The organism is Desulfovibrio legallii, assembly GCF_004309735.1.
Lineage (GTDB): Bacteria > Desulfobacterota > Desulfovibrionia > Desulfovibrionales > Desulfovibrionaceae > Desulfovibrio > Desulfovibrio legallii.
The window spans coordinates 1-25,666 of sequence record NZ_SIXC01000008.1 but is presented as its reverse complement, the minus strand read 5'-3'; the positions used below and the strand labels follow the sequence as shown (position 1 = coordinate 25,666).

Sequence of the window (25,666 nt, the reverse complement as noted above, 5' to 3'; positions counted from 1 at the left end):
CAAGACGTCCACTTCTGCGCTTATCCGCGCGGATACGTCGCGCCGCATCGCCGTGGCGGAGATCCGCCCGTTGTCCGGGCAACTTCAATGTGAAATTGCTCTGGAGCAGAGCGCCTTTGCGAATAGGTATTCGCAAAGGCTACGGCATGCTGGTTACGGCGTTTGTCCGCGTAAATAGAGTGCGCTTGCGCCCCCACGGCGGGCGTCTGCTTACGCAACCGCCAGGGCATTGCAACCTTGCAATGCCCTAGATTTCCATAATCTCTTTTTCTTTGGTCGCGCATTTTTTGTCGGCGTCGGCCACATATTTGTCCGTGAGCTTCTGCACGTCGTCCGTGGCTTTTTTTTGCGCATCCTCGGTAATAGCCTTGTCCTTTTCCAGTTTTTTCAGGCCATCGTTGGCGTCGCGGCGCACGTTGCGCACGGCCACCTTGGCGTCTTCAGTGTACTTGCGGGCCACCTTGACCAGGTCCTTGCGGCGTTCTTCGGTGAGGGGAGGCAGCACGATGCGGATGGTGCGGCCGTCGTTGACCGGGGTAAGGCCCAGGTCGGACTTGAGGATGGCCTTTTCTATCACGGCGAGGCCGCCCTTGTCCCAGGGCTGGATGGTCAGGGTGCGGCTGTCCGGCACGGCCACCGAGGCCATCTGGCCGATGGGCGTAGGCGTGCCGTAGTAGTCGGCGCGGATGCCGTCCACCAGGGCGGTGGTGGCGCGGCCGGTGCGCAGTTTGGCAAAATCGCGCTCCAGCGCGGCAAGGGCTTTTTCCATGCGTTCTTCGGCGTCCAGAAGGATGCTGTCAATATCCATCAGAGGTCTCCTTGAAAATGGCTGTGCGGCCTAGCTGTGGACGATGGTGCCCACGCCTTCGCCCAGCAGCACGCGGCGGATGTCGCCCCCGAACATGCGGCAGACAATGATGGGCACGTTGTTGTCGCGCACCAGAGCAAAGGCCGTGGCGTCCATGACGCCCAGGTGGCGGGCCAGGGTTTCGTCGTAGCTCAGGCTGGTGTATTTGACGGCGTCGGCGTGCTGGGTCGGATCCTTGTCATAGATGCCGTCCACCTTGGTGGCCTTGATGATGGCGTCGCACTTGAGCTCCATGCCACGCAGGGCCGCCGTGGTGTCGGTGGTGAAGTAGGGATTGCCCGTGCCCGCGGCGCAGATGACCACGCGGCCTTTTTCCATATGGCGCAGGGCCCGGCGGCGGATAAAAGGCTCGCAGACCTCCTGCATGGTAATGGCTGAAAGCACGCGGGTGGGGTGCCCGTGCTTTTCAAGCATGTCCTGCACGGCCAGGGCGTTGAGCACCGTGGCCAGCATGCCCATGTAGTCCGCCGAGGAGCGTTCCATGCCCTTGGCCGAGCCGGAAAGCCCGCGAAAAATATTGCCGCCGCCGATGACCAGGGCCATTTCCACGCCCATTTCGAGCACGGCGCCCAGTTCGCGGCAGACCGCGTCCACAGTTTCGGGGTCAATGCCGGTTTTGTGTTCGCCCGCCAGGGCCTCGCCGCTCAGTTTGAGCAGCACGCGCTTGTACTTGAGTGGGGCCATGCAACCGCCTTGGGGTAATGCTGGAAGGTTGGGTCGCCTGCGCGCCCGCCTCCGGGCAGCGCTGCAACGGGTCAGTCATAGCAGAAAACGCGTCGGCCTCAAAGTCTTTTTGCGGCAGGTCCCTTAGCCGCAACGTCGGCTGCGGGCAGTTCCGCCAGCGGCCAGGGCAGCAGGGTGAACGGCACGCTGCGGGCTATGGCCGCCAGGGCCAGATGCGCCTGGGCAGCCATGTGGGGAGAAAAAACCAGCTTGAGCAGCGCCGTATCCGTTTCCAGCACAGTGAAGTAGGCCAGGTTGTCGTAGGCTTCCAGCAGGCGGCGAAACAGGCCCGTATCCTGCGGGGCCATGCGCACCAGCAGACAGCTGCTGCGCGCGGGCGCAGAGGGGCCGGCCGGACGCGGGCGGCGTTGCGGGGCAAGGGCCGTCGGCACAGCCGCGTCCGGCATGGCGGCTGTTGCGGGCTGCGCTTCCTGCGGCGTAAGGGGGGGCAGCGTGGGGGGCATGGGCGCGCTCCGCGTTCAGTACAGACCCAGCCAGCGGGCGGCGATGACCAGGGCCAGCCCGAAGGCGATGGTCAGAAAATAGTTCTTGCCCCACCAGGCCACCAGCACCGAAGGCAGGGCCACCATGAGGAAGAGGTTGGAAGGCCCGGCGTTGAAGCGGCCTTCATAAAAAAATACGTCCGGACCCACCAGGGCTGCCATGACCGCCACAGGCACAAAGGAAAGCCAACGCCGCAGCAGCGGGGGCAGGCTGTCGCCGCGCAGCAGCACCACGGGCAGCACCTTGGGCAGTACGGTCACGGCTACGCTGCCCAGCAGGCAGAGCAGCAGGGGGGCGTTTTGCGTCATCCATGCGCTCATGGCCGCGCCTCCTCTCCTTCCGTAACGACGGGCGCGGCGGCGGGCTGTTTGCCGTCCCGCAGGCACAAAAGCGCCGTGCCCAGGCTGGCCCCCACCACCGTGGCCAGGGCAATGTTCCACTGGCTCATGCCCAGGGCGCGCAGGGCAACGGAAAGCGCCAGGGTAAACAAGGCCACCAGCACGTGCAGCCGGTCTACGCACTGGGGCACCAGCAGGGCCAGAAACATGGCCGTGAGCGCGTAGTCCAGGCCCAGGGGCTTCACGTCGCTGACCAGTTCGCCGCAGAAGGCCCCCAAAGCGCTGCCGCCCACCCAGGCCAGCTGGGTAAGGTGGTTGCAGGTGAAGAGCGTGGTCAGGCTGCGCGCCCAGCCGTTCTGAAAGGCCGTCACGTGCACGGCGAAGTTTTCGTCCGTAACGGCGAACCCCAGGAGCAGCCGCACGCCGCGCGTCAACCCCGCGTACCAGGGGGCCAGCGCTGCCGACTGGAGCAGATAGCGCAGGTTGATGATGCCCACGGCGGCGATGATGGACAGCGCGCCCGCGCCCGCGCCCCACATGCTTGCAAACACAAACTGCCCGGAGCCGGAGAACATGAGCACGGACATGCCCACGGCCAGGGCCGGGGGGATGTCGTTTTTGACGGCCAACACCCCGAAAGCGAAACCCACGGGCACATAGCCCAGCACTATGGGCAAGGCGCGCCGCAGGCCTTCCGCCACGGGGGAGGGCTGGGGGGAGTGTGACATGAACCACCTCTGACGCGGCCACGGACGCCGCGCGCAAAAAAAAACGCAAAAAACCGTGACGACCGCGCCCGGAGCGCGGCCCTGCGGCAGGGCGGACACGCGCCGCAACGCCGTCCGCAGCGGCCCGAAAGCCACAAAGTGCCCCTTGCTCTATCCTCTTTGGGGCCTCAAAGCAAGAAGCGGACCCCGCACCGGGCAAGCCCCGCGGCAGGAAGACGTCCTTCCTCCACGGCGCCGCAGGGGGCGGTTCCCGCCCCAAGGCGCGCTGTGCAGGGTGCGGAGGCTTGCCAGATGCGGCACAATGGTGTATGCGTTCCCTTTCTATCAAGCACACCCTGGCAGCGGCCCGGGGTGCCCGGCGGCGGTGTACCGCCCGTTGTTGCCCCATGCGGGGAATGTCGCGTTGCGAAAAAGAGCCTTACCTTTTGCCGGAGCCCCGCGCTCCACAAGGTAACGATCTTTCGCAATGACGCGTTCCGGGGGGCCGGGTTGCAGGGCCTGGAGCCAGGGTGGAAGAGCACAACCCTTTGGAGGCTTTTTCAATGGCATACGTCAGCATGAAGCAGATGCTGGAAACCGGCGTGCACTTCGGGCACCAGACCCGCCGCTGGAACCCCAAAATGCGTCCCTACATCTTCGGGGCGCGCAACGGCATCCATATTATTGACCTGCAGCAGACCGTCAAACTGTTCCGCGTGGCTTACGACAAAATGGTCGACACTGTGGCCCGCGGCGGCAAGGTGCTGTTTATCGGCACCAAGCGTCAGGCTCAGGAGGCCGTGGCCGCTGAAGCCGGCCGCGCCGGGCAGTTTCATGTGACCAACCGCTGGATGGGCGGCACCCTTACCAACTTCGTCACCATCCAGAAAAGCATTGACCGGCTCAAGAAGCTGGAAGGCATGTTTGCCGACGGCTCCATCAACCGCTATCAGAAAAAGGAAATCCTCCTGCTGGAGCGCGAGATGCACAAGCTGGAGGAAACCCTGGGCGGCATCAAAAATATGGACCGCCTGCCCCAGCTGGCTTTTATCATCGACCCGCACCGTGAAGACATCGCTGTGAAGGAATGCCGCAAGCTCGGCATCCCCATCGTGGCCGTGACCGACACCAACTGCGACCCCGACGTCATCGACTACATCATCCCCGGCAACGACGACGCCATCCGCGCCATCAAGCTGTTTGTGACCGCTTTTGCCGAAGCCTGCCTGGAAGGCGAGGCCATGGGCAAGGACAGCAAGGGCGAGGACGCCGAAGCCGCCATGCAGAAGGCCGTTGAGGCGGCTCCGGAAGCCCCCGTGCAGGAGGCCCCGGTGCAGGAAGCCGCGCCTGTCCAATAACGCAGCGTAACGTTGCGGGGTGCGCATTTTTGTGCGCTCCCGCAAAGGTTACGGCGCGCCCGCTTGGGCGCGCAGCATTTTCCCTGTTTCCGGGGGCAGCGCAACCTGTTTGCAGACATGGCCGCGCTGCCCCCGCCCGGTTGCGGAGGGCGGGCCCTGCCCGCTCCCTTCCGGGCCGCACCAGCAGCACAACCCCGGCCCCGGGCCGGCAGCATGTGGAGTTGATATTATGGCTATCACCGCACAGATGGTAAAAGAACTGCGCGAAATGACCGGCGCGGGCATGATGGATTGCAAAAAAGCCCTGGTGGAAGTGGCCGGCGATGTGGAAAAGGCCGTGGACTGGCTGCGCCAGAAGGGTATGGCCAAGGCCGCCAAAAAGTCCGGTCGCGCCACCAGCGAAGGCCTGGTCACCCTGGCCGTGAGCGAAGACGGCAAGCATGTGGCCCTGGCCTCTCTGCTTTGTGAAACCGATTTTGTGGCCCGCGGCGACCAGTTTCAGGATATGGCCGCTCAGGTGGCCCGCGCCGTGCTGGACCAGGCTCCGGCCGACGCCGCGGCTCTGGAGGCCGTTATGGGCCCGGCCGTGACCCAGCTCATCGCCTCGGTGGGCGAAAACATGCAGTTGGGCAGCTTTGCCCGCCACAGCAAGAGCAGCGACAAAGACGTGGTGGGCCATTACCTGCACGCCAACGGCAAGATCGGCACGCTGGTCTTTCTGACCTGCGGCAAGGCTGCGAGCACGACCAACCCCGATGTGCTGGCCCTGGTCAAAAATCTGGCCATGCAGGTGGCTGCCGCCAATCCCTTGGCTCTTGACGCCTCCAGCCTGGACCAGGCTGCTGTGGAGCGTGAGCGTGAAGTCTACCGCCAGAAGGCCCTGGAAGAGGGCAAGCCCGCCCAGATTGTGGACAAAATTGCTGACGGCGCGGTGAAAAAGTTCCAGAAGGAAGTCTGCCTTATGGAACAGCCCTACATCCGCGACGACAAAAAGAGCATCAACGACCTCGTGCGCGAGACGGCCAAGGCCGTGGGCGACGACCTCACTGTCACGGGTTTCGAGCGCATCCAGCTGGCTGCGGAATAATCCGGGCTGCAAGAGCCTTTTTTCACGGGGAAGGACGCCCTCTGCGGAGGGATTCCTTCCCCGTCCTGCGTTCGCGGCGCGGGCTGGCGGCTTTGGCGTGGCGCACCGCGCCCACGCCCCCAAGGCCGCGCCGGGCCTTTTCAGAACGGCACGGAACTGCTAGGCTGGGGGCCATGCGCCACGTCGCGCCCTTGCGGCTTGCGGCACAAGCGCTGACGGCAGTGCCAATCCGGGCTTTGCACGCCCGGCCGTGCGGGACCAAGACGCGGGCTGTCGTTGGAAAACGGATGCAGCCGGGCTGCCGTCCAAAAGGTCGTCGCAAGTCTGCCGCAACGTCGTCCGCACAGAGGGCAACGCTCTGGAGGAAAGCGGGATGAAGATCGTCGTTCTGGGCAACCAGGCCAAGTCCATGCGCAATTTCTGGAGCGTGCTCATCGCCCACATGCGCCGGGCCGGGCACGAAGTGCTCTGTTGCGTCCCGCCGGGGGATGCGGCCTCTGAGGCCGCGCTCACGGCCCTGGGCGCGCAAGTGCGCACCTATCCTCTGGACCGCAAAGGCCTCAACCCCCTGAGCGACATCCGCACCCTGGGGGCCTTGGTGCGCCTGTTCAAAGAAGAAAAACCCGATCTGCTCTTTGCCTCCACCATCAAGCCGGTCATCTACGGCTGCATGGCGGCCAGGGTAGCCCGCGTGCCCCACATTTACGCCACCATCACCGGTCTCGGCTACGCCTTTGAGGCCGACAGCTTTTTTAAAAAAGCCGTCAACAAGCTGAGCTGCCTGCTTTACCGTACGGCGCTTTCCGGCGCGGAAGGCGTATTTTTTCAGAATCAGGACGACATCCGCGTGTTCCGCCAGGCGGGCATTCTGGGCCCGCGCGCCCGCGTGCTTACTGCCCGCGGTACGGGCGTGGACACGGCCCGCTTTGCCCCGGCCCCCTTTCCCGATCTTACCGAAACCGGCGAGCTCGCCGGCCCGCCCGTATTCCTGCTGGTGGCCCGTCTGCTGGAGGCCAAAGGCCTGCCGGAATACGCCGAGGCCGCGCGCCTGCTCAAGGCCCGATACCCTGCCGCCCGCTTTCAGGTGCTGGGCCCGCCCGAACACGGCCTGGGCAGCGTGAGCCTGGACCAGATCAAAGCCTGGGAGGCCCGGGGCAGCATCGAATACCTGGGCGAAACCAGCGACGTGCGCCCTTATGTGGCCGCGGCCCATGTGCTGGTGCTGCCCTCCTGGCGGGAAGGCACGCCCACGTCCATCATGGAGGGCATGAGCATGGGCCGTCCGGCCGTGGTCACCGACGCCCCCGGCTGCCGCGAAGTGGTGCGCCAGGGTGTTAACGGTCTGCTTACGCCCCTGCGCGATGCGCAGGCCCTGGCCGACGCCATGGAAACCTTCATCACCACGCCCCAAAATATCCTGCGCATGGGAGCCGCCGGCCGCGAGCTGGCCCTGCGCGAACTGGACGCCCACACGGTGGCCGCACGCATTCTTGAAGACATGCGCGTGCCCGCCGTCCATAAGGATAGCCAAGCATGATTAGTACCTACCGTATGGCGCTGCTGCAGGCGCTGGATTTTTTCTGCATTCTGCTGGCCCTGGCCGTTTCCGGCATGCTGAGCATTGCGCCGGATCTGAGCGTGTTTCACGACTACACGGGCGCTTCGCTCTTTACCGTCTTTTTTTATCTTCTCTTTTTTTACATCCTCGACGCTTACAGCGTGGGCAGCGAGGACTTCCGCGAGACTATGGGCCGGGTGCTGGTGGCCTGCCTGCTGGGCATCGTTTCTTCGGCAACGGCCTCCTACGCCTTCCAGCACTGGCGCTTTGACCGCGAAACCGTAGTCCTGCTCTTTGCGCTCTCCTTCTGCTTCTGCCTGGGCTGGCGGCTGCTTTACTACTGCAACGCCGACAAAATCACGCACCCCCTGCGCATTCTCCTGGTGGGCGTGGACCGCGCGGGCAAGGTGCGCCAGCTCCTGGCCGAGGGCCTGCCCAAGGCCGAGATTCTGGGGTATGTGGGCGAGCGCGACCAGGGCCCCGACGCCGGTCCCTGCTTGGGCGCGCCCTTTCTGGCCCTGGACATAGCCCAGGAAAAAAAGGCCACCATGATCCTGCTGCTGCCCGACGCCCCCATCGACGACGACATCGCCCACGACCTGCTGGAAGCCAAACTGCGCGGCAGTATGGTGGTGGATATCCGCAGCTTCTACGAACACGTGGTCCAGCGCCTGCCCCTCTCCCAAATTACAGACGAATGGCTTCTCCAGAACGAGGGCTTCTCTCTCAATACCCGCGGTTCCCTGCGCCGACTCAAACGCGTTCTGGATATGCTCATCTCCCTCATGCTGCTCATCCCGGCCACGCCCGTCATGCTGCTCACTGCCCTCATTGTCCGCCTGGAATCCCCCGGCCCCGTTATTTACCGTCAGGAACGCGTGGGCCTGTTTGAAAAGGAATTCACCGTTTACAAGTTCCGCTCCATGCGTGCCGACGCCGAAAAAAACGGCGCGGTCTGGGCCAGCGCCAACGACGCCCGCGTCACCCGCTTTGGCCGTTTTATCCGTAAGGTCCGCATCGACGAGCTGCCCCAGATTTGGAATATCCTCAAGGGCGACATGAGCTTCATCGGTCCCCGCCCCGAACGCATGGCTTTTGTGCAGGAACTGAAAAAAACCATCCCCTACTACAGCGTGCGCCACTCCGTAAAACCCGGCCTTACCGGCTGGGCCCAGGTCTGCTACCCCTACGGAGCCTCCGCCGAAGACGCCCGCCGCAAACTGGAATACGACCTCTATTATATTAAAAATATGTCCATCCTGCTGGATATTCATATTATTCTTAAAACCATCGGCGTGGTCCTCTTCCCCAAGGGCGCCCGCTAAGGGGAAGGAAAAGCAGGAATCTTTGCAGTCGGAAGGGGACTTTGGGGCACTTGGCCCGTTACGGCGAAGGCCGTGACAGGCCAGGGCCGCAGCGCTCAAAAGTCCCCTTCCGCCACATGCCTCACCCGTCAAAATGCTTTCCTCAGGCCGCGCCACAGGCGTATTTCGGCCGCCACAGGGGGTCCCCCCCTTTTCTCATGTCCCAATTTCTCTTCACGATGCGGGTTTCGTGTGACGCAGAACGGCAGAAAAACGTTGCAGGGTACGGGCACGGAACCGGCAGGCCTCTACCCCCACGGGTTGGTCCAGCCCAGCGGGGGCCTGCGTTTCGGCCTGGACGCCCTGCTTCTGGCGGCCTTTACGGCACAGCGGCTGCTGGCCTGGCCGGGGCAGCGGGATATCTTTGCCGTGGAGCTGGGCTGCGGCTGCGGGGCGGCTCTGCTGGGCGCGGCCCTGGCCTGTCCGCGCGTGCGGGGGCTGGGGCTGGAGCGCGAAGTGGCCCTGACCGCAGCGGCGACGGAAAACATCGTCCGGCTGGGGCTCTCGGCGCGGCTGGCCGTGCGCTGCCTGGACGTGGGCGACGCTGTGGCCCTGCGCGGCCTGCCCGGCCCTGACAGTCTGCAGAATTCTGCCAATTGGTCCGGCCCTGGCGGCGGGGCCCTCTGCGGCCGGGCCGACGCAGTGCTGGCCAATCCGCCCTACGATCGGGCCGGCCGGCCTTCGCCGGATCCCCTGCGGGAACGGGCCCTGCGCTCTGCCGACGGGCAGGCGCTGGAAGCCTTTTGCCGGGCCGCTGGGCTGCTTTTGCGGCACAAGGGGCATTTTTTTTGCTGTTATGACGCGCGCGCCCTGGGGCGACTGTGTCGGGCCCTGCATACTGCGGGCTTGGGCCTGCGGCTGGCGCTGCCCGTGCGGGCGCATCCCGCAGACCCGGCCCTGTTGGTGCTGGCGGCCGCGCAAAAAGGGGCGGCGGACGATCTGCGCCTGGAAGCCCCGCTGACCCTGCACGCCGGGCGCGGCCCCGTGCGAGCAACAGCGCCGCGGCCGCAAGAGGCTGCCGCAGGCGAAACGGGGTCCGGCTTTTTTACTGCGGAGGCCTGGAGGCAGCACGGGACTGGCGCGACCACAGCTGGGGCGGACAAAAAGGATTTTGCCGGGCCGGAAGAAACTGCTGCGGATATGCTTGGTCCGCACGGAGGCCAAGGGCCGGACGGCAAGAGTCCGGCGGGGACGGAGGCGGGGCCGCAGTGGACGGCCGCGGCCCGGCGCTTCTGCCCCTGGCTGGACCGAAAACGGGATTTGGGATAAGGCTCGGGCATGACATTTATTGCGGATCTGCACATCCATTCGCGCTTTTCACGGGCCACCAGCAAGGCGCTCACGCCCAGGCATCTGGCGGCCTGGGCGCGCTGCAAGGGCATTGACCTGCTGGGCACCGGCGATTTTACCCACCCCCAGTGGCGGGCCGAACTGGCGGAACAGCTGGAGCCGGACCCGGAAAGCGGCCTGTACCGGCTGCGGGGCGCGCCCCAAGCGCTGGAGGGCCTGCCGCAGGATATGGGCGCGGGGCAGGGGCCGCTTTTCTTGCTCCAGACCGAAATCAGTTCCATCTACAAACGCCTGGGCAAGGTGCGCAAAATCCACAACCTGGTCTTTGTGCCCAGCCTGGAGGACGCAGAACGCCTCTCCCTGCGGCTGGCGCAGATCGGCAATCTGGCCTCGGACGGTCGGCCCATTCTGGGGCTGGATTCCCGCGACTTGCTGGAAATCCTGCTGGAATGCGCGCCCAACGGGGTCATGATTCCCGCACACGTCTGGACGCCTTGGTTTGCGCTGTTTGGCTCCAAATCCGGCTTTGACCGTCTGGAAGACTGCTACGGCGACCTTTCTGAACACATCTTCGCCCTGGAAACGGGCCTTTCGTCCGATCCGGCCATGAACCGCATGGTCAGCGCCCTGGACGGCTATGCGCTCATTTCCAATTCCGACGCCCATTCCGGGGCTAACCTGGGGCGCGAGGCCAATCTCTTTGCGGGGCGGCCCTCCTATGCGGGCCTGTTTGCGGCCCTGCGGGCCGTCGCCCGGCGTCAGGACCAGAGCGGCCAGGACTGCCGCTTCCTGGGCACCGTGGAATTTTATCCCGATGAGGGCAAGTACCATCTGGACGGCCACCGGGCCTGCCATGTGGTGCTGGAACCGCGCGAGGCGCGGGAACTGGGCGATATCTGCCCCGTGTGCGGCAAACCCCTTACGGTGGGCGTGCTGCACCGCGTGCTGGACCTGGCCGACCGTGAAGCCCCGGCCGCGCTTGCGCGCGAGCCCGAAGCGCGCTCCGTTATTCCCCTGCCCGAAGTGCTGAGCGAAATTCTGGGCGTAGGGCCCGCCTCCCGCAAGGTGCGGGAGCGCTATGCCGCCCTGCTGCAGGCCTTGGGGCCGGAACTGGATATCCTTTGCCGCCTGCCGCTCCCGGACCTGCGCGCCCACTGGGAACCCTTGGGCGAAGCCGTGGCCCGCATGCGCGTCGGGCGGGTCATCCGCCAGGGCGGCTTTGACGGCCAGTACGGCGTGGTGCGCGTGTTCGCGCCCGAAGAACTGGCCGACGTGCGCGGCGGCGCGCTTTTGCCCGGCTTCCGGCCTGCGGGCCGCCCGCGCGCGGTCAAAACGGACGCCAAGGACGCGCTGCGCGGCCGTGAAAGCCAAAAAACGGCGCAGGCGGACGCAACGCAACAGGACGCCGCTGCGGCGCGGTCCGTCGCAGCCTCCCCCGCCGTGGCGGAGCCGTTGCCGCCGCCCGGCCCGGCATTTTCTCAGGAGCAGACCATGGCCCTGCGGGCCGGGCCAGGGCCGGTGCTTGTCCTGGCCGGGCCCGGCGCTGGCAAGACCCGTGTGCTGGTGGGCCGCTTGCAGTGGCTTCTGGAGCAGGGCGCGCGCGCTGCAGATCTGCTGGCCGTGACCTTTACCCGCCGCGCCGCCGCAGAGCTGCGCCAGCGTCTTGCCGCCGCCCTGCCGGAGCTGCCCACCTTGCCGCGCTGTGACACCCTGCACGGTCTGGCCTGGAGCCTCATGCGCGCGGAGCTGGGCGCGGCAGCCCCCACCCTGCTGGGCGAAGACGCGGCCCTGGGGCTGTTCCGCGCCGCCAATCCGGAGCTCACGGCCCGCGAAGCCCGCAATTTGTGGGCAGCCTGCGCGCTGGCGCGGGAAACGCACGCGCCTGCTGCGGGGGCCGCAGGCAGGCCCATGGACAATCCCGCAGACCGTATCCCTGCGGACGGCGGCGTTCTGAATCCTTCGCCAGACCTGGCCTGCGCTTTGGCCCGTTATACGGCGCGCAAAAAAGCCGCGTCGCCGGGATTTATAGACTATGCCGACCTGCTGGACTGGTGGCTGGAGCACGCCCGGCGTCTGCCGCAGGCGGAAAAACCCCGGCACGTGCTGGTGGATGAAGTGCAGGACCTTTCCCCCATGCAGCTGGAGCTTTTGCGGGCGCTTCTGCCCGCTGACGGTAAGGGTTTTTTTGGCATCGGCGATCCGGACCAGGCCATCTATGGCTTTCGGGGCGTGGCCGGGCAAAGTGAGGACAGTTTGCGGCGCATCTGGCCGGACGTGTCCGTATGCCGGCTGGGGCGGAGCTACCGGGCCAGCCAGCGCGTGCTGGACATGGCCCACGGCCTGCTGGGGGGCGCGGGCCGCTGCGGGCCGCTTCTGGCCGCGCGGGAGCTGACGGCGGAACTGCGCTTGTTCAGCGCGCCGGACGAAAAGGCCGAGGCCCGTTGGGTGGCCCAGCGCGTGCGCGCGCTTCTGGGGGCCACGGCCCACACCCTCATGGATCAAACGGGGAATGACGACATGGCGGGCCTGGCGGGCACGCTGACGCCTGCCGATATTGCCGTGCTGGTGCGCCTCAAGGCGCAGATGCCGCCCTTGCGTGCGGCCCTGGAACAGGCGGGCGTGCCCTGCGCCGCCCCCGCCGAAGACAGCTTCTGGCAGGATGCGGCCTGCGCCCGGCTGCTGGGCCTGCTGGCAACGCAGTATGGTTTTGCGTCCTGGCCCGTGCCGGCGGAACGGCACGGGGCCGACGCGCCCGAAGCCCTTGCTCTGCCCTGGGGGGCAGCGCCCCCCGCGCCGCAGGACATGCGCGCCTGGCTTGGGGCCCAGCCCTGGGCCGGGGAGCCCTGCCTGCAGGGTCGGGCCTGGCGGCAGCTGTGCCGCTTGTGGGCGCAGGCCGGTTCCTGGCCCGCCTTTTTTGCCCAACTGGCCTGGCTGCAGGAGGCGGAACTGGTGCGCGGCAAGGCCGAGCAGGTGCAGATACTGACCCTGCACGCCTCCAAGGGCTTGGAGTTCCAGGCGGTATTCCTGCCGGGCCTGGAGGACGGGCTGTTGCCCTTGCGTCGGGAGCGCCTGTTTGCCGCCCCTGACGCAGTCGCACGCCCCACGGCGCAGGGCGCGTCGGTTGCGGACCAGGCAGAGGACAACGCCCTGGCGGAAGAACGCCGCCTGCTCTATGTGGGCCTGACCCGCGCGGCCCGCATGCTCTGTGTGAGCCACTGCCGACAACGCGCCCTCTACGGCAAAGCTCTGTGCCTGCCGCCCTCGCCCTTTTTGGCCGATATCCGCCGCTTTTGCCGCGTCAGCGTGCTTACCCCGCACCGCCGCCAGCGGCAAAGCCCCCTTTCACTGTTGCCGGAATAGCGTACGTTGGGTGTGAGCACGGGCCAGCACCGCCGCGCCGGGCGCGCTTTCGGCCCTTTTTCTTTACCTCCGGCCCAAAAAACGGTATCGCCTGCTCATGAAAATGCGTCGTATGCTTAAAAAGAGCCTGCTCTGGCTGGTGGGTCTGCTGTTTGTGGGCGGCGTGCTCGGTACGGCCGCCGTGGCCATGCTGTTTTACTGGGCTTCGCGCGATCTGCCGGACCTCAACCGCCTGGCCGAGTACCAGCAGCCCCAGGCCACGGTCATTCTGGCCCGGGACAACTCCGTTTTGGGCACCCTGTACCATGAAAAACGTTACGTCATCGGCCTCAAGGACATGTCGCGCTATCTGCCCATGGCCTTTCTGGCGGCCGAGGACGACAGCTTCTACCAGCATATGGGCGTGGACCCGGTGGCCATTCTGCGCGCGGCCATCAACAACCTCCGCAAGGGTCGGCAGGGCGAGGGCGGCAGCACCATCACCCAGCAGCTCATCAAACAGCTGCTGCTTACCTCCGAGCGCAGTTACACCCGCAAGATGAAGGAAGCCATCCTGGCCTACAGGGTGGAGCAGGACTACACCAAGGACCAGATCCTCACTGTCTACCTCAACCAGATCTACCTGGGTGAACACGCCTACGGCGTGGAGGCTGCGGCCCGCACCTACTTCGGCAAACACGCGGCGGACATTACCCTGGCCGAGAGCGCGGTTATTGCCGGTCTGCCCAAGGCCCCCAGCACGTACAATCCCTTCCGCCGACCCGAAGAGGCCAAAACCCGGCAGATGTATGTACTGGGCCGTCTGCGCGATCTTAAATGGATTACGCCTGAAGAATACGCTCAGGCCGCTGCCGAGCCCCTGGTCTACTGGAGCATGCCCGAAGGCGTGGGCGGCGCGGCCCTTTGGTATCTGGAAGAAGCCCGGCGCCTGCTCATTGAATTTTTTACGGAGCAGAATCTTAAGGCTCTGGGCGTGGATACGCGCAAATACGGCGCGGACTACGTTTATGAGGCCGGACTTACAGTGCGCACGGCCATGGACCCGGTGCAGCAAGAGGCCGCCGGCGCGGCCCTGCGGCGCGGACTGGAAGAGCTGGACAAGCGCCAGGGCTGGCGCGGCCCCCTGCAAAAGCTGGATCCGACCGCGCAGCAGGCCTTTATCCAGGCCAGCGCCTTTACGCCTCTGGATCTGGCTGGTAACGGCTGGGTCAAGGCCCTGGTCACGGGTGTGGAGGCCCGCGAGGCCCGCGTGACCCTGGGGCGGGGCTATAGCGGGGTCATCCCCGTGGCGCAGATGTCCTGGGCGCGCAAACCCAATCCCAAGGTGGCCGGCGTTTACGCCCCGGCCGTCAAGGACGTCCGTCAGGTGCTTTCCCCCGGCGACGTGGTCTGGGTTTCGGCTGCGGACCTGACGCGGGCGGGCAAGGATGCCAAAGGCCGCAAAACGCAGATCTCCGAGCCCTTTGATCCCTCTCAGGTCCAAAAGGGCGCGCCTGTGACCCTGCGTCTGCAGCAGGAACCCGTGGTGCAGGGGGCGCTGGCTTCGGTGGAAGCCCGCAACGGCGACGTGGTGGCCCTTATCGGCGGCTACCAGTTTGGGGACAGCCACTTCAACCGTGCCACCCAGGCCCGGCGGCAGCCCGGCTCCAGCTTCAAACCCGTGGTCTACTCCACCGCTCTGGATTATGGCTTTACGGCCGCCTCCACCGTGCTGGACGCGCCCTTCGTCTATGTCAATCCTTATACCAACGAAGTCTGGCGGCCTTCCAACTACGAGCACAACTACAAGGGCGAGCTGCCCTTGCACACGGCCCTGGCTCTTTCGCGCAATACTTGTACCGTGCGGGTGGCGCAACAGGTGGGCATAGCCAACGTGGTGCAGCGGGCCAAGGCCCTGGGGCTGGAACCGCACTTTCCGCAGGAGCTGGCCATCAGCCTGGGCGCGGTGGCCGTTTCGCCCCTTAACCTGACCCAGGCCTATGCGGCTTTTGCCAATCAGGGGCTGGGCGTGCGCCCGCGCATCATCACCTCCATCACCGATTCCCGCGGGCGGGAACTTTACCGGCAGGACGTGGAGCACTGGCAGGCCGTCAGCCCGCAGAACGCCTATATTATGGCCACCTTGCTCAAGGAAGTGGTGAACCAGGGCACAGGCGGCCGGGCCAAGGTGGAAGGCCGCATTATTGCGGGCAAGACCGGCACCACCAACGACGAGCACGACGCCTGGTTTGTGGGCTTTTCGCCCTATCTGGTCACGGGCGTCTATGTGGGCTACGACCAGCTGCGCAGTCTGGGCCGCCTGGAGCAGGGCGGCCGCACGGCCGCGCCCATCTTTCGGTATTATCGCAGCACTATAGAACACCTCTACCCCAATGATGACTTTACCATGCCTGAGGGCATTGTCATGGCGGACGGGCTGGCCTTCAAGGCCGACGAACCCATGCAGGGCGCTTCGGCTACAGCGCCGGGCACCGAGGACGGCAGCGTGGTGGACACCTCTCAGGGGGGGGAAGATCTTATGCGGCAGATGTTCTAGAGCAGTTAGCGAATGAAATGAGCTAACTGCTCTGCAAGGATTTTCTTGAAAATCCTTGCCACGAAATGCGAGAAGGCAGGCTTTTGCCTGCCGTAAGCGAGCATTTCAAGTGTTAAATGCTCTAGGGACGCGACCCCCGCCCCGCGCCGTCCGCGCCCAACAGGCGGGGCTTCATCTCTGCCCCGGCGCTGCCCCGGAGTTAGGGCCTTGCCATGCTGCAATGTCCTGGCGGTTGTGCAAACAGCCGCCCGCCTGGAACACAAGCATAGCTCCAGCCGTTGCAATGCAGGGGCTTAGCCCGTTACAACGAAGGAAGTTAGGGGCAAAGGCAGCAGCGCTCTGCAGTTGCGCGGGTAAGCGCCGGAACGCGCGTGCCGGACCCTTTGAGAATGCCTATTCTCAAAGGGTTCCTGTTTCAATTCTGCCTTGTCCGGGAAAAAGTTCCCTTCCCCCCACAAGGCTTTCTTATTCCACCGGATGCCCGGCGGCGCGGTATTCGTTGAGCTTATTGCGCAGGGTGCGCACGGAGATACCGAGGAGTTCGGCGGCCTGGGTACGGTTGCCGGCGGTAACTTCCAGGCCTTTGAGGATCATGATGCGTTCCATTTCGTGGAGGGGGATGACCGGTCCGGCGGTGGCAGTGAGCGTTGCAGCGGCAGTGCCACCGGCTGCGGCGGAGGCTGCCGGGGCATCGGCCGTGGGGGTTGGGGATGGCGCCGGGGCTGCTGGGTCCGGCGCGGTTTCGTCTTCAAAGAGGGGCCAATCTTCGTCTTCGAGAAGGAAGTGGCGGGGCTCCAGGGGGCGGCCGTTGGCCAGGAGCACGGCGCGTTCCATGAGGTTCTGCAGTTCGCGCACATTGCCGGGAAAGTCGTAATTTTTGAGCCAGTCCACGGCGCTGGGGGCCAGGTCTGTGGCCGGGAGGGCGTATTCACGGATATAGAGATTGATGAAAAAGCGGGCCAGGTCCAGCACGTCGTCGCCACGCTGGTGCAGGGAGGGCAGGCGCAGGGGAATGACGTTAAGGCGGAAATAGAGATCCTGGCGAAATTTGCCCTGGGCGACCCATTCTTCGAGGTTGCGGTTGGTGGTGGCCAGCACGCGCACGTCAACTTTGAGGGTTTCCGTGCCGCCCACGCGGTCCACCTCGCCTTCCTGGAGCACGCGCAGGAGTTTGGCCTGCAGGGCCAGGTCCATTTCTGAAATTTCGTCCAGCAGCAGGGTGCCGCCGTCGGCCAGTTCAAACTTGCCGGGTTTGCGGGCAATGGCCCCGGTAAACGCGCCTTTTTCGTGGCCGAAGAGTTCGCTTTCCAGCAGGTGTTCGGGCAGGGCGGCGCAGTTGACGGCAACGAAGGGGCGGGCGGCGCGGGGGCTCATGGCGTGCAGGTAGCGGGCAAACATTTCTTTGCCTGTGCCGGAAGCGCCGGTAATGAGCACCGTTGCGCGGGATGGGGCCACCTGGCGGGCCAGCTGGAGCACGCGGCGGATGCTGGGGTGGTTGCCCACGATGCGCGGGCCCGCGCCCTGGGGGCAGACGGGCCTGCGGCCGCCCAGGGTGGAGGCGGCGGGGGCCGGTGCGGGCTGGCGGCGTGCGGCGCCGGCGGCGATTTTGACGCGCTCCACATCCAGGGGTTCCAGCCAGTAGTCGCGCGCGCCCAGGTTGAGCAGGCGTTCGGCCTCCTGAGGGCTGCCTTTGTCGGCCACCACGATGACCGGGGGAAAGTGCGGGTCTTCCGCGCCCACGGCCAGCAGGTCTTCCACACGAAAGCCCGGCAGGGTGGGGCGGGCGAAGATGATGCCCGGCCCGGATTTGCTGATGAAGGCCGACGCGCCCTTGAGATTTTCGGCAATGCCCAGTTCAAAGCCCGCGTCGCGTAACGCGGGGAAGATGCCGGTCACGGCCTGAGCGGGAGTGAGGAAGAGCAGACGTTGCGTGGCCATGCAATGCTGTGTATCGTGTCGCGCGCCACAATGCAACACGGGGTGCGCCGGGGCCGGCCGTTGCCGGGCGCAATGGCGGCGTGCGCACAAAAAGCCTCTGCCGCGCCCATACGTTCCGGCTGGGCGCGTTGTTGTAAAAACTCCTCTACATCCTTTATGTCCATACGTTATGAAAAATCCCCAAATTATCACGCTGTTTTCCGGCGGGCTGGACAGTCTGCTTACCGCCAAGCTGCTGGAACGTCAGGGTCTGACCGTGCGTTGCCTGCACTTCACGGCGCCTTTTTTCGGCAGTGCCGCATCCGTGCCGCACTGGCGGCAGGAATACGGTCTGGATATTGCGGTCCAGGACGTGAGCGAGGCCTTTGCGGCCCTGCTGCGGGCCTGGCCTGCGCACGGCTTCGGCAAGGTGCTCAACCCTTGTGTGGACTGCAAGATTCTGCTGCTGCGCGAGGCCCGCAAGTATATGGAGGCCGTGGGCGCGCAGGGTCTGGCCACGGGCGAGGTGCTGGGCCAGCGGCCCATGTCCCAGCGGCGGGACACGCTCAACGTGATTCTGCGCGACGCGGCGGTCAGGGATGTGCTGCTGCGACCTTTGAGCGCCCTGCATCTGCCGCCTACGCCCCTGGAAGAAAGCGGCCTGGTAGACCGGGACCGGCTGCTGGGCATCTGGGGACGCGGCCGGCAGGACCAGCTGGCGCTGGCGCGAGAGATGGGCATCAGGGAAGTGCCTACCCCCGGCGGCGGCTGCCGCCTGACGGAACGGGAAAATGCCCGCCGCTACTGGCAGGTGCTTACGCTGACGGACGCGCCCACGGGCGCGGACTTTGCCCTGGCCAACCTGGGGCGGCAGTTCTGGCACAGAACGGCAGAAGCGGCCTACTGGCTGTGCGTGGGGCGCAACAGCGCGGATAATGAAAAGCTGGCCGCGGCGGCTCGGCCGGGGGATCTGCTTTTGCGGCTGCGCGACCTGCCTGGTCCGTTGGCCCTGGCCCGCAAGGGCGCGATCTGGCCCTTGCCCGTGCTGGAATCGGCCGCGGCCCACGCAGCCTCTTACGCGCCCAAGGCTATGGCCCTGGGCGGGGCGGTGGCGGTGCGCCTTGTGCCGGACGGCGTGAGGGGGGATCTGCAAATCACGCCCGCCCGCCAAGAGGACGCCTGGGGTGAACCCGCCTGGGAGACGGTCAAGGCCGCCGTCAAGGCAGCGGCGCGGGCCAGAACCGCATGTGCGGACTGATCCATCCGCAGCAGGCCCTTCTTGCAGTACAGCGGCGACACGGCGTTGTTGCTGGTTCGTCACAGATTGCAACAAGTTGCGTATCTTTTGATGACGATGGTGCAGTGCGCTTTACAAATTTTGTGTATGACGCTATAGAGTTTCATTGTGTTGAAGACCATTCCGCGGCCCCCAGCGGCATCCGCCGGAGGAGTATATGGATCACAAGGATTTGGAGTATTTTCGCAAGCTGCTCACCGGGATGCTGGAAGAAGCCCAGCAAAAGGGCGACAGCACCCTTGAAGAACTGACCGACAGTAACGAGGTCTTTGCCGACCCCGCGGACCGTGCCACGGCGGAATCCGACAGGGCCTTTACCCTGCGCATTCGCGACCGGGAGCGCCGCCTGATCCGCAAAATCCAGGCCGCCATCACCCGCATTGACGATGGCACCTATGGTATTTGCGAAGAATGCGGCGATGATATCAGCATCGCCCGGCTCAAGGCCCGCCCCGTGACCCGCTTGTGCATCAACTGTAAAGCCAAACAGGAAGAAGACGAGCATCTGCGCGGCGATTAGCCGGGCCTCCCGGTTGGGGCCGTTGTGCCCGCCGCGTTTTGGGACCAGCGCATCCCGGCCCCGACCTTTGTTGCCAGCACCAGCCTCAGACCGCCGTCGCTGCTTTTCAGGAGCACGGCGGCGGCTTTTTTACGGGAGGCGTTATGGATGCCCACCTTTTTCGCCGTTGTTGCGATGCCCTGACGCCTCTGCTGCAGGGCGCGCGTCTGGAAAAACTGCAGGAGCCCGCGCCGGGCCTGCTGGCCCTGACCTTTTTTGGCGGCGGGCGCAAGCGCCTTCTTTGTTTGCGGCACGGCCGCAAAGACCCTTTTCTTTTTGTTACTGAACAGCGCCTTACGGCCGGCATTGCGCCTTCGGCGGCGGTCATGCGCCTGCGCAAATACGCGGCAGGCCGTCGGGTGGCGGCCTGTGTGCCGTGTTACTGGGCGCGCCAGCTCTGGCTTTTGCCCGCCGGATCGGGCAGTGCAAGCCTGCCCTGGCTGGTGCTGGATTTGCGCGAAGGCCCCGGCCTACGCTTTCTTGCCCCTGACGCCACGCCAGAGGAAGAGCGCCCCGCCTGGCCCGAACCGCAGGAGCTTGCCGCCGCCCTGCAGGACTGGCGCAGCTGGCCCGTGCTCACTCCGGCGCTGCGCCGCACCCTGGCCCTGCTGGAGCCGCCGGAACAGTGGGCCTTGCTGGAAGACCTGCGACAGGGGGGCGGCGATATTTTTCTTTACGCTCTGGCAGGGGGCCCTTGCCGCGCCGTCAGCGCCTGGCCCCTGCCCGCGCCCTTGCGGGAGGGCCTGCGCATGGCGGCGGAGGCCGCGCAAGCCAGAGCGGTGACGGAGCAGGGCGGGGACGATATTTTGCCCCTTCTGGAGCGCGCGGGCGCGGACTTAGTGCTGGCGCGCCTGGCCGCGGACGCCGCCAAAGAAGCGGACCGGCCTCTGAGCCGCCGTGAAACCAAACTACGCCGCCTGCTGGATAAACTTCGGGAAGAAGAGGCGCGCCTTACGGGCATGTGTGCCGCCGGGGCCGACGCGCTGGCCCTGCAGGCCGAACTCTGGCGCTGGCCGGCGGATCTGCGCGCGCCCAGCGTAAAGGTAAGCGCCGGAGCCCACGGCCCAGCCAGAGAAATAGCCCTGGACCCGCGCTACAGCGTACGGGAAGCCATGACCCGGTTTTTTCATACGGCTGCAAGGGGCAAGCGGGGCCTGGTCCATCTGGGCGAACGCCGCGCCGCCCTGGAGGCAGAATTGGCCGCCCTGCGGGCCGCGCGCGGTCTGGGCCTGCCCGTCAGCGCCCCCGCCAGTGCGGGCGCAAGTGCGGATGTGGCCGGCCTGGCGGCGGCCGCTCCCAGAAACGTTCAGGTCTTTGTGAGTGAGGACGGCTTTGTGCTGCTGCGCGGGCGCGACGCCAAGGGCAACCTGGCCGCCCGCAAGCTGGCCGCGCCGCACGACATCTGGCTGCACGCGGAAAACGGTCCCGGCGCGCACGTCATTATCCGCCGGGCCCACGCCGGGCAGGAGGTGCCTGCGCGTACCCTGGATCAGGCCGGTTCTCTGGCTGCGGGCAAAAGCTGGCAGAAGGATGCGGCCCGCGCCCGCATCCAGTACGCTGAAGTGCGCCACGTCAAGCCTTTGCGCCGCGCTCCGGCGGGCACCGTGCGGGTGGATAAGGTGCTGGCCTCGCGCGAGGTGCCCGTGGACCCTGGCCTGGAAACCCAGCTTTTGCCGCAAGCCGTCCGCTAGAGCATTTACCACTTGAAATGCTCGCTTACGGCAGGCAAAAGCCTGCCTTCTCGCATTTTGTGGCAAGGATTTTCAAGAAAATCCTTGCAGAGCAGTTAGCTCATTTCATTCGCTAACTGCTCTAGCGCAGAGGACCGTTGCGAAGATATCTTCTCAAAGGTTACGGCGCGCTCGTTACGGCGCAGAGCTGCGCAGATGACGTGTGCTGACGCCTCCGCAGCGGGCGGTTGTCGGCGCGCCGTCGCCAGGGCATTGGCGGCATAGAACAGTTCTGCTTAATACTCCCGGTACGGCCGCTCTTCACTGAGCGGCAGACCCAGCCGCCGGGCGTCCTTTTCAAGGCTGGGGTCCACCCAGAAGGCTTTTTGCTGTACAAAGCTCAGCACTTCAAACTCCGGGGTGTCCACGGGGCGGGAATAGTAGTAGCCTTGGGCGCAGTTGCAACCGCTGTTGAGGAGAAAACGGGCGTGCTCCAGCGTTTCCACGCCTTCGGCCACCACGCGCATTTGCAGGTCGCGGGCCAGGGCGATGGTGTTGCGGGCCACAATCTGGCCGCGTTCGTTGTCCGTGCCGTCGCTGATGAAGGTGCGGTCGAGTTTGACGATGTTGAAGGGCAGGTCGCGCATAGTGCTCAGGGAGGAGTAGCCTGTGCCGAAATCGTCCATGGAAAAGACAAAACCCGCGGCCTGCAGTTCGTACATAAGGCGGATCAGGGCGGTTTCATTGGCAAAGAAGGCGCTTTCGGTCAGTTCCAGTTCCAGCAGGTGGTGGGGCAGGTGGTAGGAGTCCACAAGGTTGATGATTTTGCTGGGCAGGTCGGCGTCGTTAAAGTGCAGGCGCGAAACGTTGACCGAAACGGGCATGGGCTGGTAGCCCTTGTCCAGCCAGCTGCGCAGTGTGCGGCAGGTCTGGTCCCAGATATATTCGTCCAGCCGTACAATAAAGCCGTTGCGTTCAAACAGGGGGACGAAGCGGCCGGGCAGGATGAGGCCGTCAGTAGGGTGGGCCCAGCGCACCAGGGCTTCGGCCCCGATGATGCGCCCGCTGGAAATTTCCACCTTGGGCTGGAGATAGAGCTTGAATTGCTGTTTTTCCAGTGCGGCGTACATCTGGTCGGTAATATAGGTTTCGTCGTGCAGTCGTTTGCGCAGGGCGTCGTCGTAAAAGGCAAAGCTGCTGAGGTCGCTGCCCTTGACGGTTTTTTGCGCCAGGTAGGCCCAGTCGCAGAGCACATGGGCCGGGGTGCGGCGGTTTTCTACCTGGCAGACGCCGAAAAAGAGCTTGACCCGGAACGTTTCTGAATAGTGTTCCAGACGACGGGACAAAGACTGCATGAAGCGCAGCAGCCGGTCCGTGTCGCCCGTGAGGCAGGCGGCAAAGACATCCGCAGTGAGCCGGGCAAAGATCTCCCGTTCCGGGTCCAGGCGTTGGCGCACCAGGCGGGCGATAACCCGCAGCAGCCGGTTGCCTTCTTCCAGGCCAAAGGCCTCGTTAAGGGCCTTGAAGCCCGCCACGTCGAAGCGCAGCACGGCGTAGGGATTTTCAGGATTTTTTTTGAGGAGGCTTTCCACCTTTTCAAAAAAGGTCTGGGTGTTGTAGGCGCCGGTAAGGGGGTCCAGCTCCGCCCGCTGGCGCAGGGCCTGTTCCGAACGGGTGATGGCGTCCACATCATTGAGCGTGCCGATGTAGCGGTCGCCGGGTTCGCCGTCGGCCAGGGCCGTGTAGGTCACCTTGCACCAGATGAACTGGCCGTCGCGTCGCCGCAGGCGCACAGTGGTTTCGCCGGATTTGACGCCCAGGGCCAGCCGTGAAAGACAGGCGTCCATGGCCGCGTTGTCGCCGGCAAAGAGCACGCCGTCTTCGCGCCAGACCTCAAAGGGAATGCGGCCGTCGTAGTTGCCGGCCAGCAGCTCCGGGATGCGGTGGCTCAGGTAGTTGAGCTCCGTGCCGCGCCATTCAAAGACCAGGGTGCGGGTGTGGTCCACTACAGCCTTGTAGCGCAGGCTGTCCAGCTTTTGCTGCTGGAGAGTTTCGTTCTCGCGCTGCAGTACGGCGGCCCGTTTGCGTTCCTCCACATCCTCCACCCCCACCAGAAAGAGCGGCTGCGCTTCATTGGGCGGCTGCAGGCGAAAAAGCATCACCTGGGCCCAGCGGTAGCCGCMTGTTGTGCATTTTTTGCGCACATCGGCGCTCACAAAGCCGCGTTTTTCATCTATTCTGTCCAAGGTCTCAGGGTTGAACAGGGCGATAAAGGCGGCGCGGTCGTCAGGGTGGACGTAGTTGGCGCTGACGTCGTCCAACAGGGCGGTAAGGCCTTTGTTTATGGCAGGGGTTTCAAAAACATTGGTGCTTCGGTAGAGCTCGCGGCATTGGTCGCGCGCAAAGTCCAGCACGAAGATTTCGTCGTATACGCTGCGCAACACGCCAGCGTAGCAGTGCGAGGTCATGTTTTGGGCGGTAAGACAAGGCATGGTTGGCGCCTTGCTGCCGCAAGGGAGGGATTCGTCAGCCTGGGTTTTCATGCTGCGGGTTTACCTTTTTGCGCTGTGACGTCGGAACCGAAAAACGGCGAACAGCGCGGCGTGGGGGCAGGTATTCGCCCCACAGGAGCGACGGTGCGCAGGAGGTTCCGACATGCCGCTATGGGAATCAAAGTACTCTACTATCACCAAGCCCGCCGCTTGGCAAACTCTTGCGGTTCAGAGCCCCGGTCCGAAGCGTGCGCCGGCGGCCGCCAACGCGGACGGACGCCACCAGAGCACGGGGGCTGCCCTTTGCGCTTTTTCATTAAGAGCGAGCAGCGCGCCGGAGTGCGTCCCGGCAGGGTGACAAGGGCGCGCGGGCTCTGTACAGTGCCCCCATGACTATTCTTCGTCCTTCACGTCCGTTGCAGGTCTGGTCCCTGAGCCTGGGCTGTCCCAAAAACAGGGTGGACAGCGAACGCTTGCTGGGTTCTCTGGGCGTGCCCATTGCCCATGCCGCCCATATGGGGCGCGCGCGCCTGGTTTTTATTAACACTTGCGGCTTTATCGCCCCGGCCGTGCGCGAATCCGTGCGGGCGGTGCTGGACGCCGCCCAATGTTTGGGCCGCTGCAAGCGCAAGCCCCTGCTGGCCGTGGGCGGCTGTATGGTGGGCCGCTACGGCGCGGCCGAGCTGGCCAGGGAACTGCCGGAGGTGGACCTTTGGCTGCCCACGGCAGATCTGCCCCGCTGGCCCGCCCTGCTGGCGCAGGCCTTGCATCTGCCGCCGCCCCCGGCGGATCCGCCCGGCGGGGGGCGGCTGCTTTCCACCGGGCCTTCTTACGCCTGGCTCAAGGTGGGAGAAGGCTGCCGCCACCGTTGCGCCTTCTGCACCATTCCGTCCATCCGCGGCGGGCTCAAATCCCTGCCGGCGGAACGCATTGAGGCCGAGGCCCGTGTTTTGCTGGGGCAGGGCGTGCGGGAGCTGGACCTGGTGGCTCAGGATCTGACCTCTTGGGGGCTGGATCTGGGTATCAAGGACGGCCTTCCCCGGCTGCTGGAGCGTCTGGCCGGGCTGGACGGCCTGGCCTGGCTGCGGCTGCTCTACCTCTATCCCACCGGGGTGACCCGCGAGCTTCTGCGCCTGCTGCGGCAATGGGGCGCGCCCCTGCTGCCCTATCTGGATATTCCTCTGCAGCACGCCCACCCCCAGGTGCTGGCGCGCATGGGCCGCCCTTTTGCCCAGGATCCGCAGCGTGTGTTGGATCTGGTGCGGGAAGAGCTGCCCGAAGCTGTGCTGCGCACGACCTTTATCGTAGGCTACCCCGGCGAGAGCGCGGCGCAGTTTGAAGCCCTGTGCCGTTTTGTGGAAAAAAATCGTCTGCAGCATGTGGGGGTTTTTGCCTATCAGGCAGAAGAGGGCACCCCGGCCGCCCAACTGTCGGAGCAGGTGCCCATGCCCCTGCGCGAGGAGCGTCGTGCGGCGCTTATGGAAATTCAGGCCGACATCAGCGCGGAGCTTTTGGCCGCCCATGTGGGCGCGCGCCTGCCCGTGCTGGTGGACGCCCCCCATCCGGAATGGCCGGGCCTGCACCGGGGCCGGGTCTGGTTTCAGGCTCCGGAGGCGGACGGCATTACCTATGTGAGCGGCCCCGGCGTGCGGCCGGGCGCGTTGCTGCCTTGCGATATTGTGGAAAGTGCGGCCTACGACCTGACGGCCCTGGCCTGACCCCCGGCATATCCCCGAAGGGCGGAAGCCTTCGGGGATATGTGAGGTCGCGAGCGGCGTGCGTCCTCAGCCCGCCAGGAGCTGGGGCGTGGAAAAACGCCCCTAGCCGCCGATAAGCTGCATAGCCATCTGCGGCATGCTGTTGGCCTGCGAAAGCATGGCCACAGCGGACTGGGTGAGGATCTGATTACGCACGAAGTTCGTCATTTCCGTGGCCACGTCCACATCGGAAATGCGCGATTCCGCCGCCTGCAGGTTTTCTGCCTGGGTAGTCAGGTTGCTGATGGTGTTTTCCAGCCGGTTCTGCAAAGCGCCCAAAT

The 25,666-nt window shown here is 65.2% G+C and carries 19 protein-coding genes; 11 read left to right on the top strand and 8 right to left on the bottom strand.

Going from position 1 to position 25,666, the window contains the following annotated elements:
• Positions 1 to 247: 247 nt before the first annotated feature.
• The 5 genes from frr to EB812_RS07475 all read right to left on the bottom strand — a co-directional run bounded on the left by frr (position 248) and on the right by EB812_RS07475 (position 3,161).
• Complete coding sequence (frr, locus tag EB812_RS07495; protein WP_118229711.1) at positions 248 to 808, bottom strand: ribosome recycling factor; 561 nt, start codon at positions 806 to 808, stop codon at positions 248 to 250.
• Positions 809 to 838: 30 nt separating this feature from the next.
• Positions 839 to 1,552: a UMP kinase gene (pyrH, locus tag EB812_RS07490; protein WP_118229710.1), complete on the bottom strand. Its 714-nt coding sequence runs from the start codon at positions 1,550 to 1,552 to the stop codon at positions 839 to 841.
• A 98-nt stretch (positions 1,553 to 1,650) separates the two neighbouring features.
• Positions 1,651 to 2,055 (bottom strand): DUF4911 domain-containing protein, encoded by a 405-nt coding sequence (locus EB812_RS07485; protein WP_242621234.1) that lies wholly within the window; start codon positions 2,053 to 2,055, stop codon positions 1,651 to 1,653.
• A gap of 15 nt (positions 2,056 to 2,070) precedes the next feature.
• Entirely contained in the window at positions 2,071 to 2,415 is a 345-nt protein-coding gene (locus tag EB812_RS07480) for an AzlD domain-containing protein (protein ID WP_118229709.1), read from the bottom strand.
• On the bottom strand, positions 2,412 to 3,161 hold the full coding sequence (locus EB812_RS07475; protein ID WP_118229755.1) for an AzlC family ABC transporter permease: 750 nt from the start codon (positions 3,159 to 3,161) through the stop codon (positions 2,412 to 2,414). Before EB812_RS07475 ends, EB812_RS07480 begins: the two co-directional genes overlap by 4 nt.
• Before the next feature lie 542 nt (positions 3,162 to 3,703).
• Between EB812_RS07475 and rpsB the strand changes: the two genes are divergently transcribed.
• The 7 genes from rpsB (at position 3,704) to EB812_RS07440 (ending at position 15,693) form a co-directional block, all read left to right on the top strand.
• Positions 3,704 to 4,498 (top strand): 30S ribosomal protein S2, encoded by a 795-nt coding sequence (gene rpsB, locus EB812_RS07470; protein WP_118229754.1) that lies wholly within the window; start codon positions 3,704 to 3,706, stop codon positions 4,496 to 4,498.
• A gap of 229 nt (positions 4,499 to 4,727) precedes the next feature.
• Positions 4,728 to 5,585, top strand: coding sequence for a translation elongation factor Ts (tsf, locus tag EB812_RS07465; protein ID WP_118229708.1), 858 nt, complete (start codon positions 4,728 to 4,730; stop codon positions 5,583 to 5,585).
• A gap of 373 nt (positions 5,586 to 5,958) precedes the next feature.
• Complete coding sequence (locus EB812_RS07460; protein ID WP_118229707.1) at positions 5,959 to 7,122, top strand: glycosyltransferase family 4 protein; 1,164 nt, start codon at positions 5,959 to 5,961, stop codon at positions 7,120 to 7,122.
• Positions 7,119 to 8,468 carry a sugar transferase gene (locus tag EB812_RS07455; protein ID WP_118229706.1) on the top strand — a complete coding sequence of 450 codons (1,350 nt, stop codon included), beginning with the start codon at positions 7,119 to 7,121 and terminating at the stop codon, positions 8,466 to 8,468. Before EB812_RS07460 ends, EB812_RS07455 begins: the two co-directional genes overlap by 4 nt.
• Positions 8,469 to 8,699: 231 nt before the next feature.
• Positions 8,700 to 9,776: a hypothetical protein gene (locus EB812_RS07450; RefSeq protein WP_130957997.1), complete on the top strand. Its 1,077-nt coding sequence runs from the start codon at positions 8,700 to 8,702 to the stop codon at positions 9,774 to 9,776.
• 9 nt (positions 9,777 to 9,785) lie between these two features.
• Positions 9,786 to 13,157 (top strand): UvrD-helicase domain-containing protein, encoded by a 3,372-nt coding sequence (locus EB812_RS07445; RefSeq protein ID WP_118229704.1) that lies wholly within the window; start codon positions 9,786 to 9,788, stop codon positions 13,155 to 13,157.
• A 97-nt stretch (positions 13,158 to 13,254) separates the two neighbouring features.
• Entirely contained in the window at positions 13,255 to 15,693 is a 2,439-nt protein-coding gene (locus EB812_RS07440; RefSeq protein WP_118229703.1) for a penicillin-binding protein 1A, read from the top strand.
• Between the two features lie 465 nt (positions 15,694 to 16,158).
• Here EB812_RS07440 and EB812_RS07435 read toward each other — a convergent pair whose 3' ends face one another.
• Positions 16,159 to 17,631, bottom strand: coding sequence for a sigma-54-dependent transcriptional regulator (locus EB812_RS07435; protein ID WP_118229701.1), 1,473 nt, complete (start codon positions 17,629 to 17,631; stop codon positions 16,159 to 16,161).
• Positions 17,632 to 17,800: 169 nt separating this feature from the next.
• Here EB812_RS07435 and EB812_RS07430 point away from each other — a divergent pair, with 169 nt between their 5' ends.
• The 3 genes from EB812_RS07430 to EB812_RS07420 all read left to right on the top strand — a co-directional run bounded on the left by EB812_RS07430 (position 17,801) and on the right by EB812_RS07420 (position 21,157).
• Entirely contained in the window at positions 17,801 to 18,868 is a 1,068-nt protein-coding gene (locus EB812_RS07430) for an adenine nucleotide alpha hydrolase family protein (RefSeq protein ID WP_118229700.1), read from the top strand.
• A gap of 196 nt (positions 18,869 to 19,064) precedes the next feature.
• On the top strand, positions 19,065 to 19,427 hold the full coding sequence (gene dksA, locus EB812_RS07425; RefSeq protein WP_118229699.1) for an RNA polymerase-binding protein DksA: 363 nt from the start codon (positions 19,065 to 19,067) through the stop codon (positions 19,425 to 19,427).
• Between the two features lie 143 nt (positions 19,428 to 19,570).
• Positions 19,571 to 21,157, top strand: coding sequence for an NFACT RNA binding domain-containing protein (locus EB812_RS07420; protein ID WP_118229698.1), 1,587 nt, complete (start codon positions 19,571 to 19,573; stop codon positions 21,155 to 21,157).
• Positions 21,158 to 21,432: 275 nt separating this feature from the next.
• On the opposite strand, the gene EB812_RS07415 is transcribed toward EB812_RS07420, so the two are convergent.
• The gene (locus EB812_RS07415) at positions 21,433 to 23,628 is read right to left on the bottom strand and encodes a putative bifunctional diguanylate cyclase/phosphodiesterase (protein ID WP_130957996.1); all 2,196 of its coding nucleotides are present in this window, start codon (positions 23,626 to 23,628) and stop codon (positions 21,433 to 21,435) included.
• 389 nt (positions 23,629 to 24,017) lie between these two features.
• On the opposite strand from EB812_RS07415, the gene rimO reads away from it, so the two are divergent.
• Positions 24,018 to 25,346 (top strand): 30S ribosomal protein S12 methylthiotransferase RimO, encoded by a 1,329-nt coding sequence (gene rimO, locus EB812_RS07410; protein ID WP_118229697.1) that lies wholly within the window; start codon positions 24,018 to 24,020, stop codon positions 25,344 to 25,346.
• A gap of 102 nt (positions 25,347 to 25,448) precedes the next feature.
• On the opposite strand, the gene EB812_RS07405 is transcribed toward rimO, so the two are convergent.
• The coding region (locus EB812_RS07405) for a flagellin (RefSeq protein ID WP_278184286.1) at positions 25,449 to 25,666 on the bottom strand (218 nt) is incomplete at its 5' end.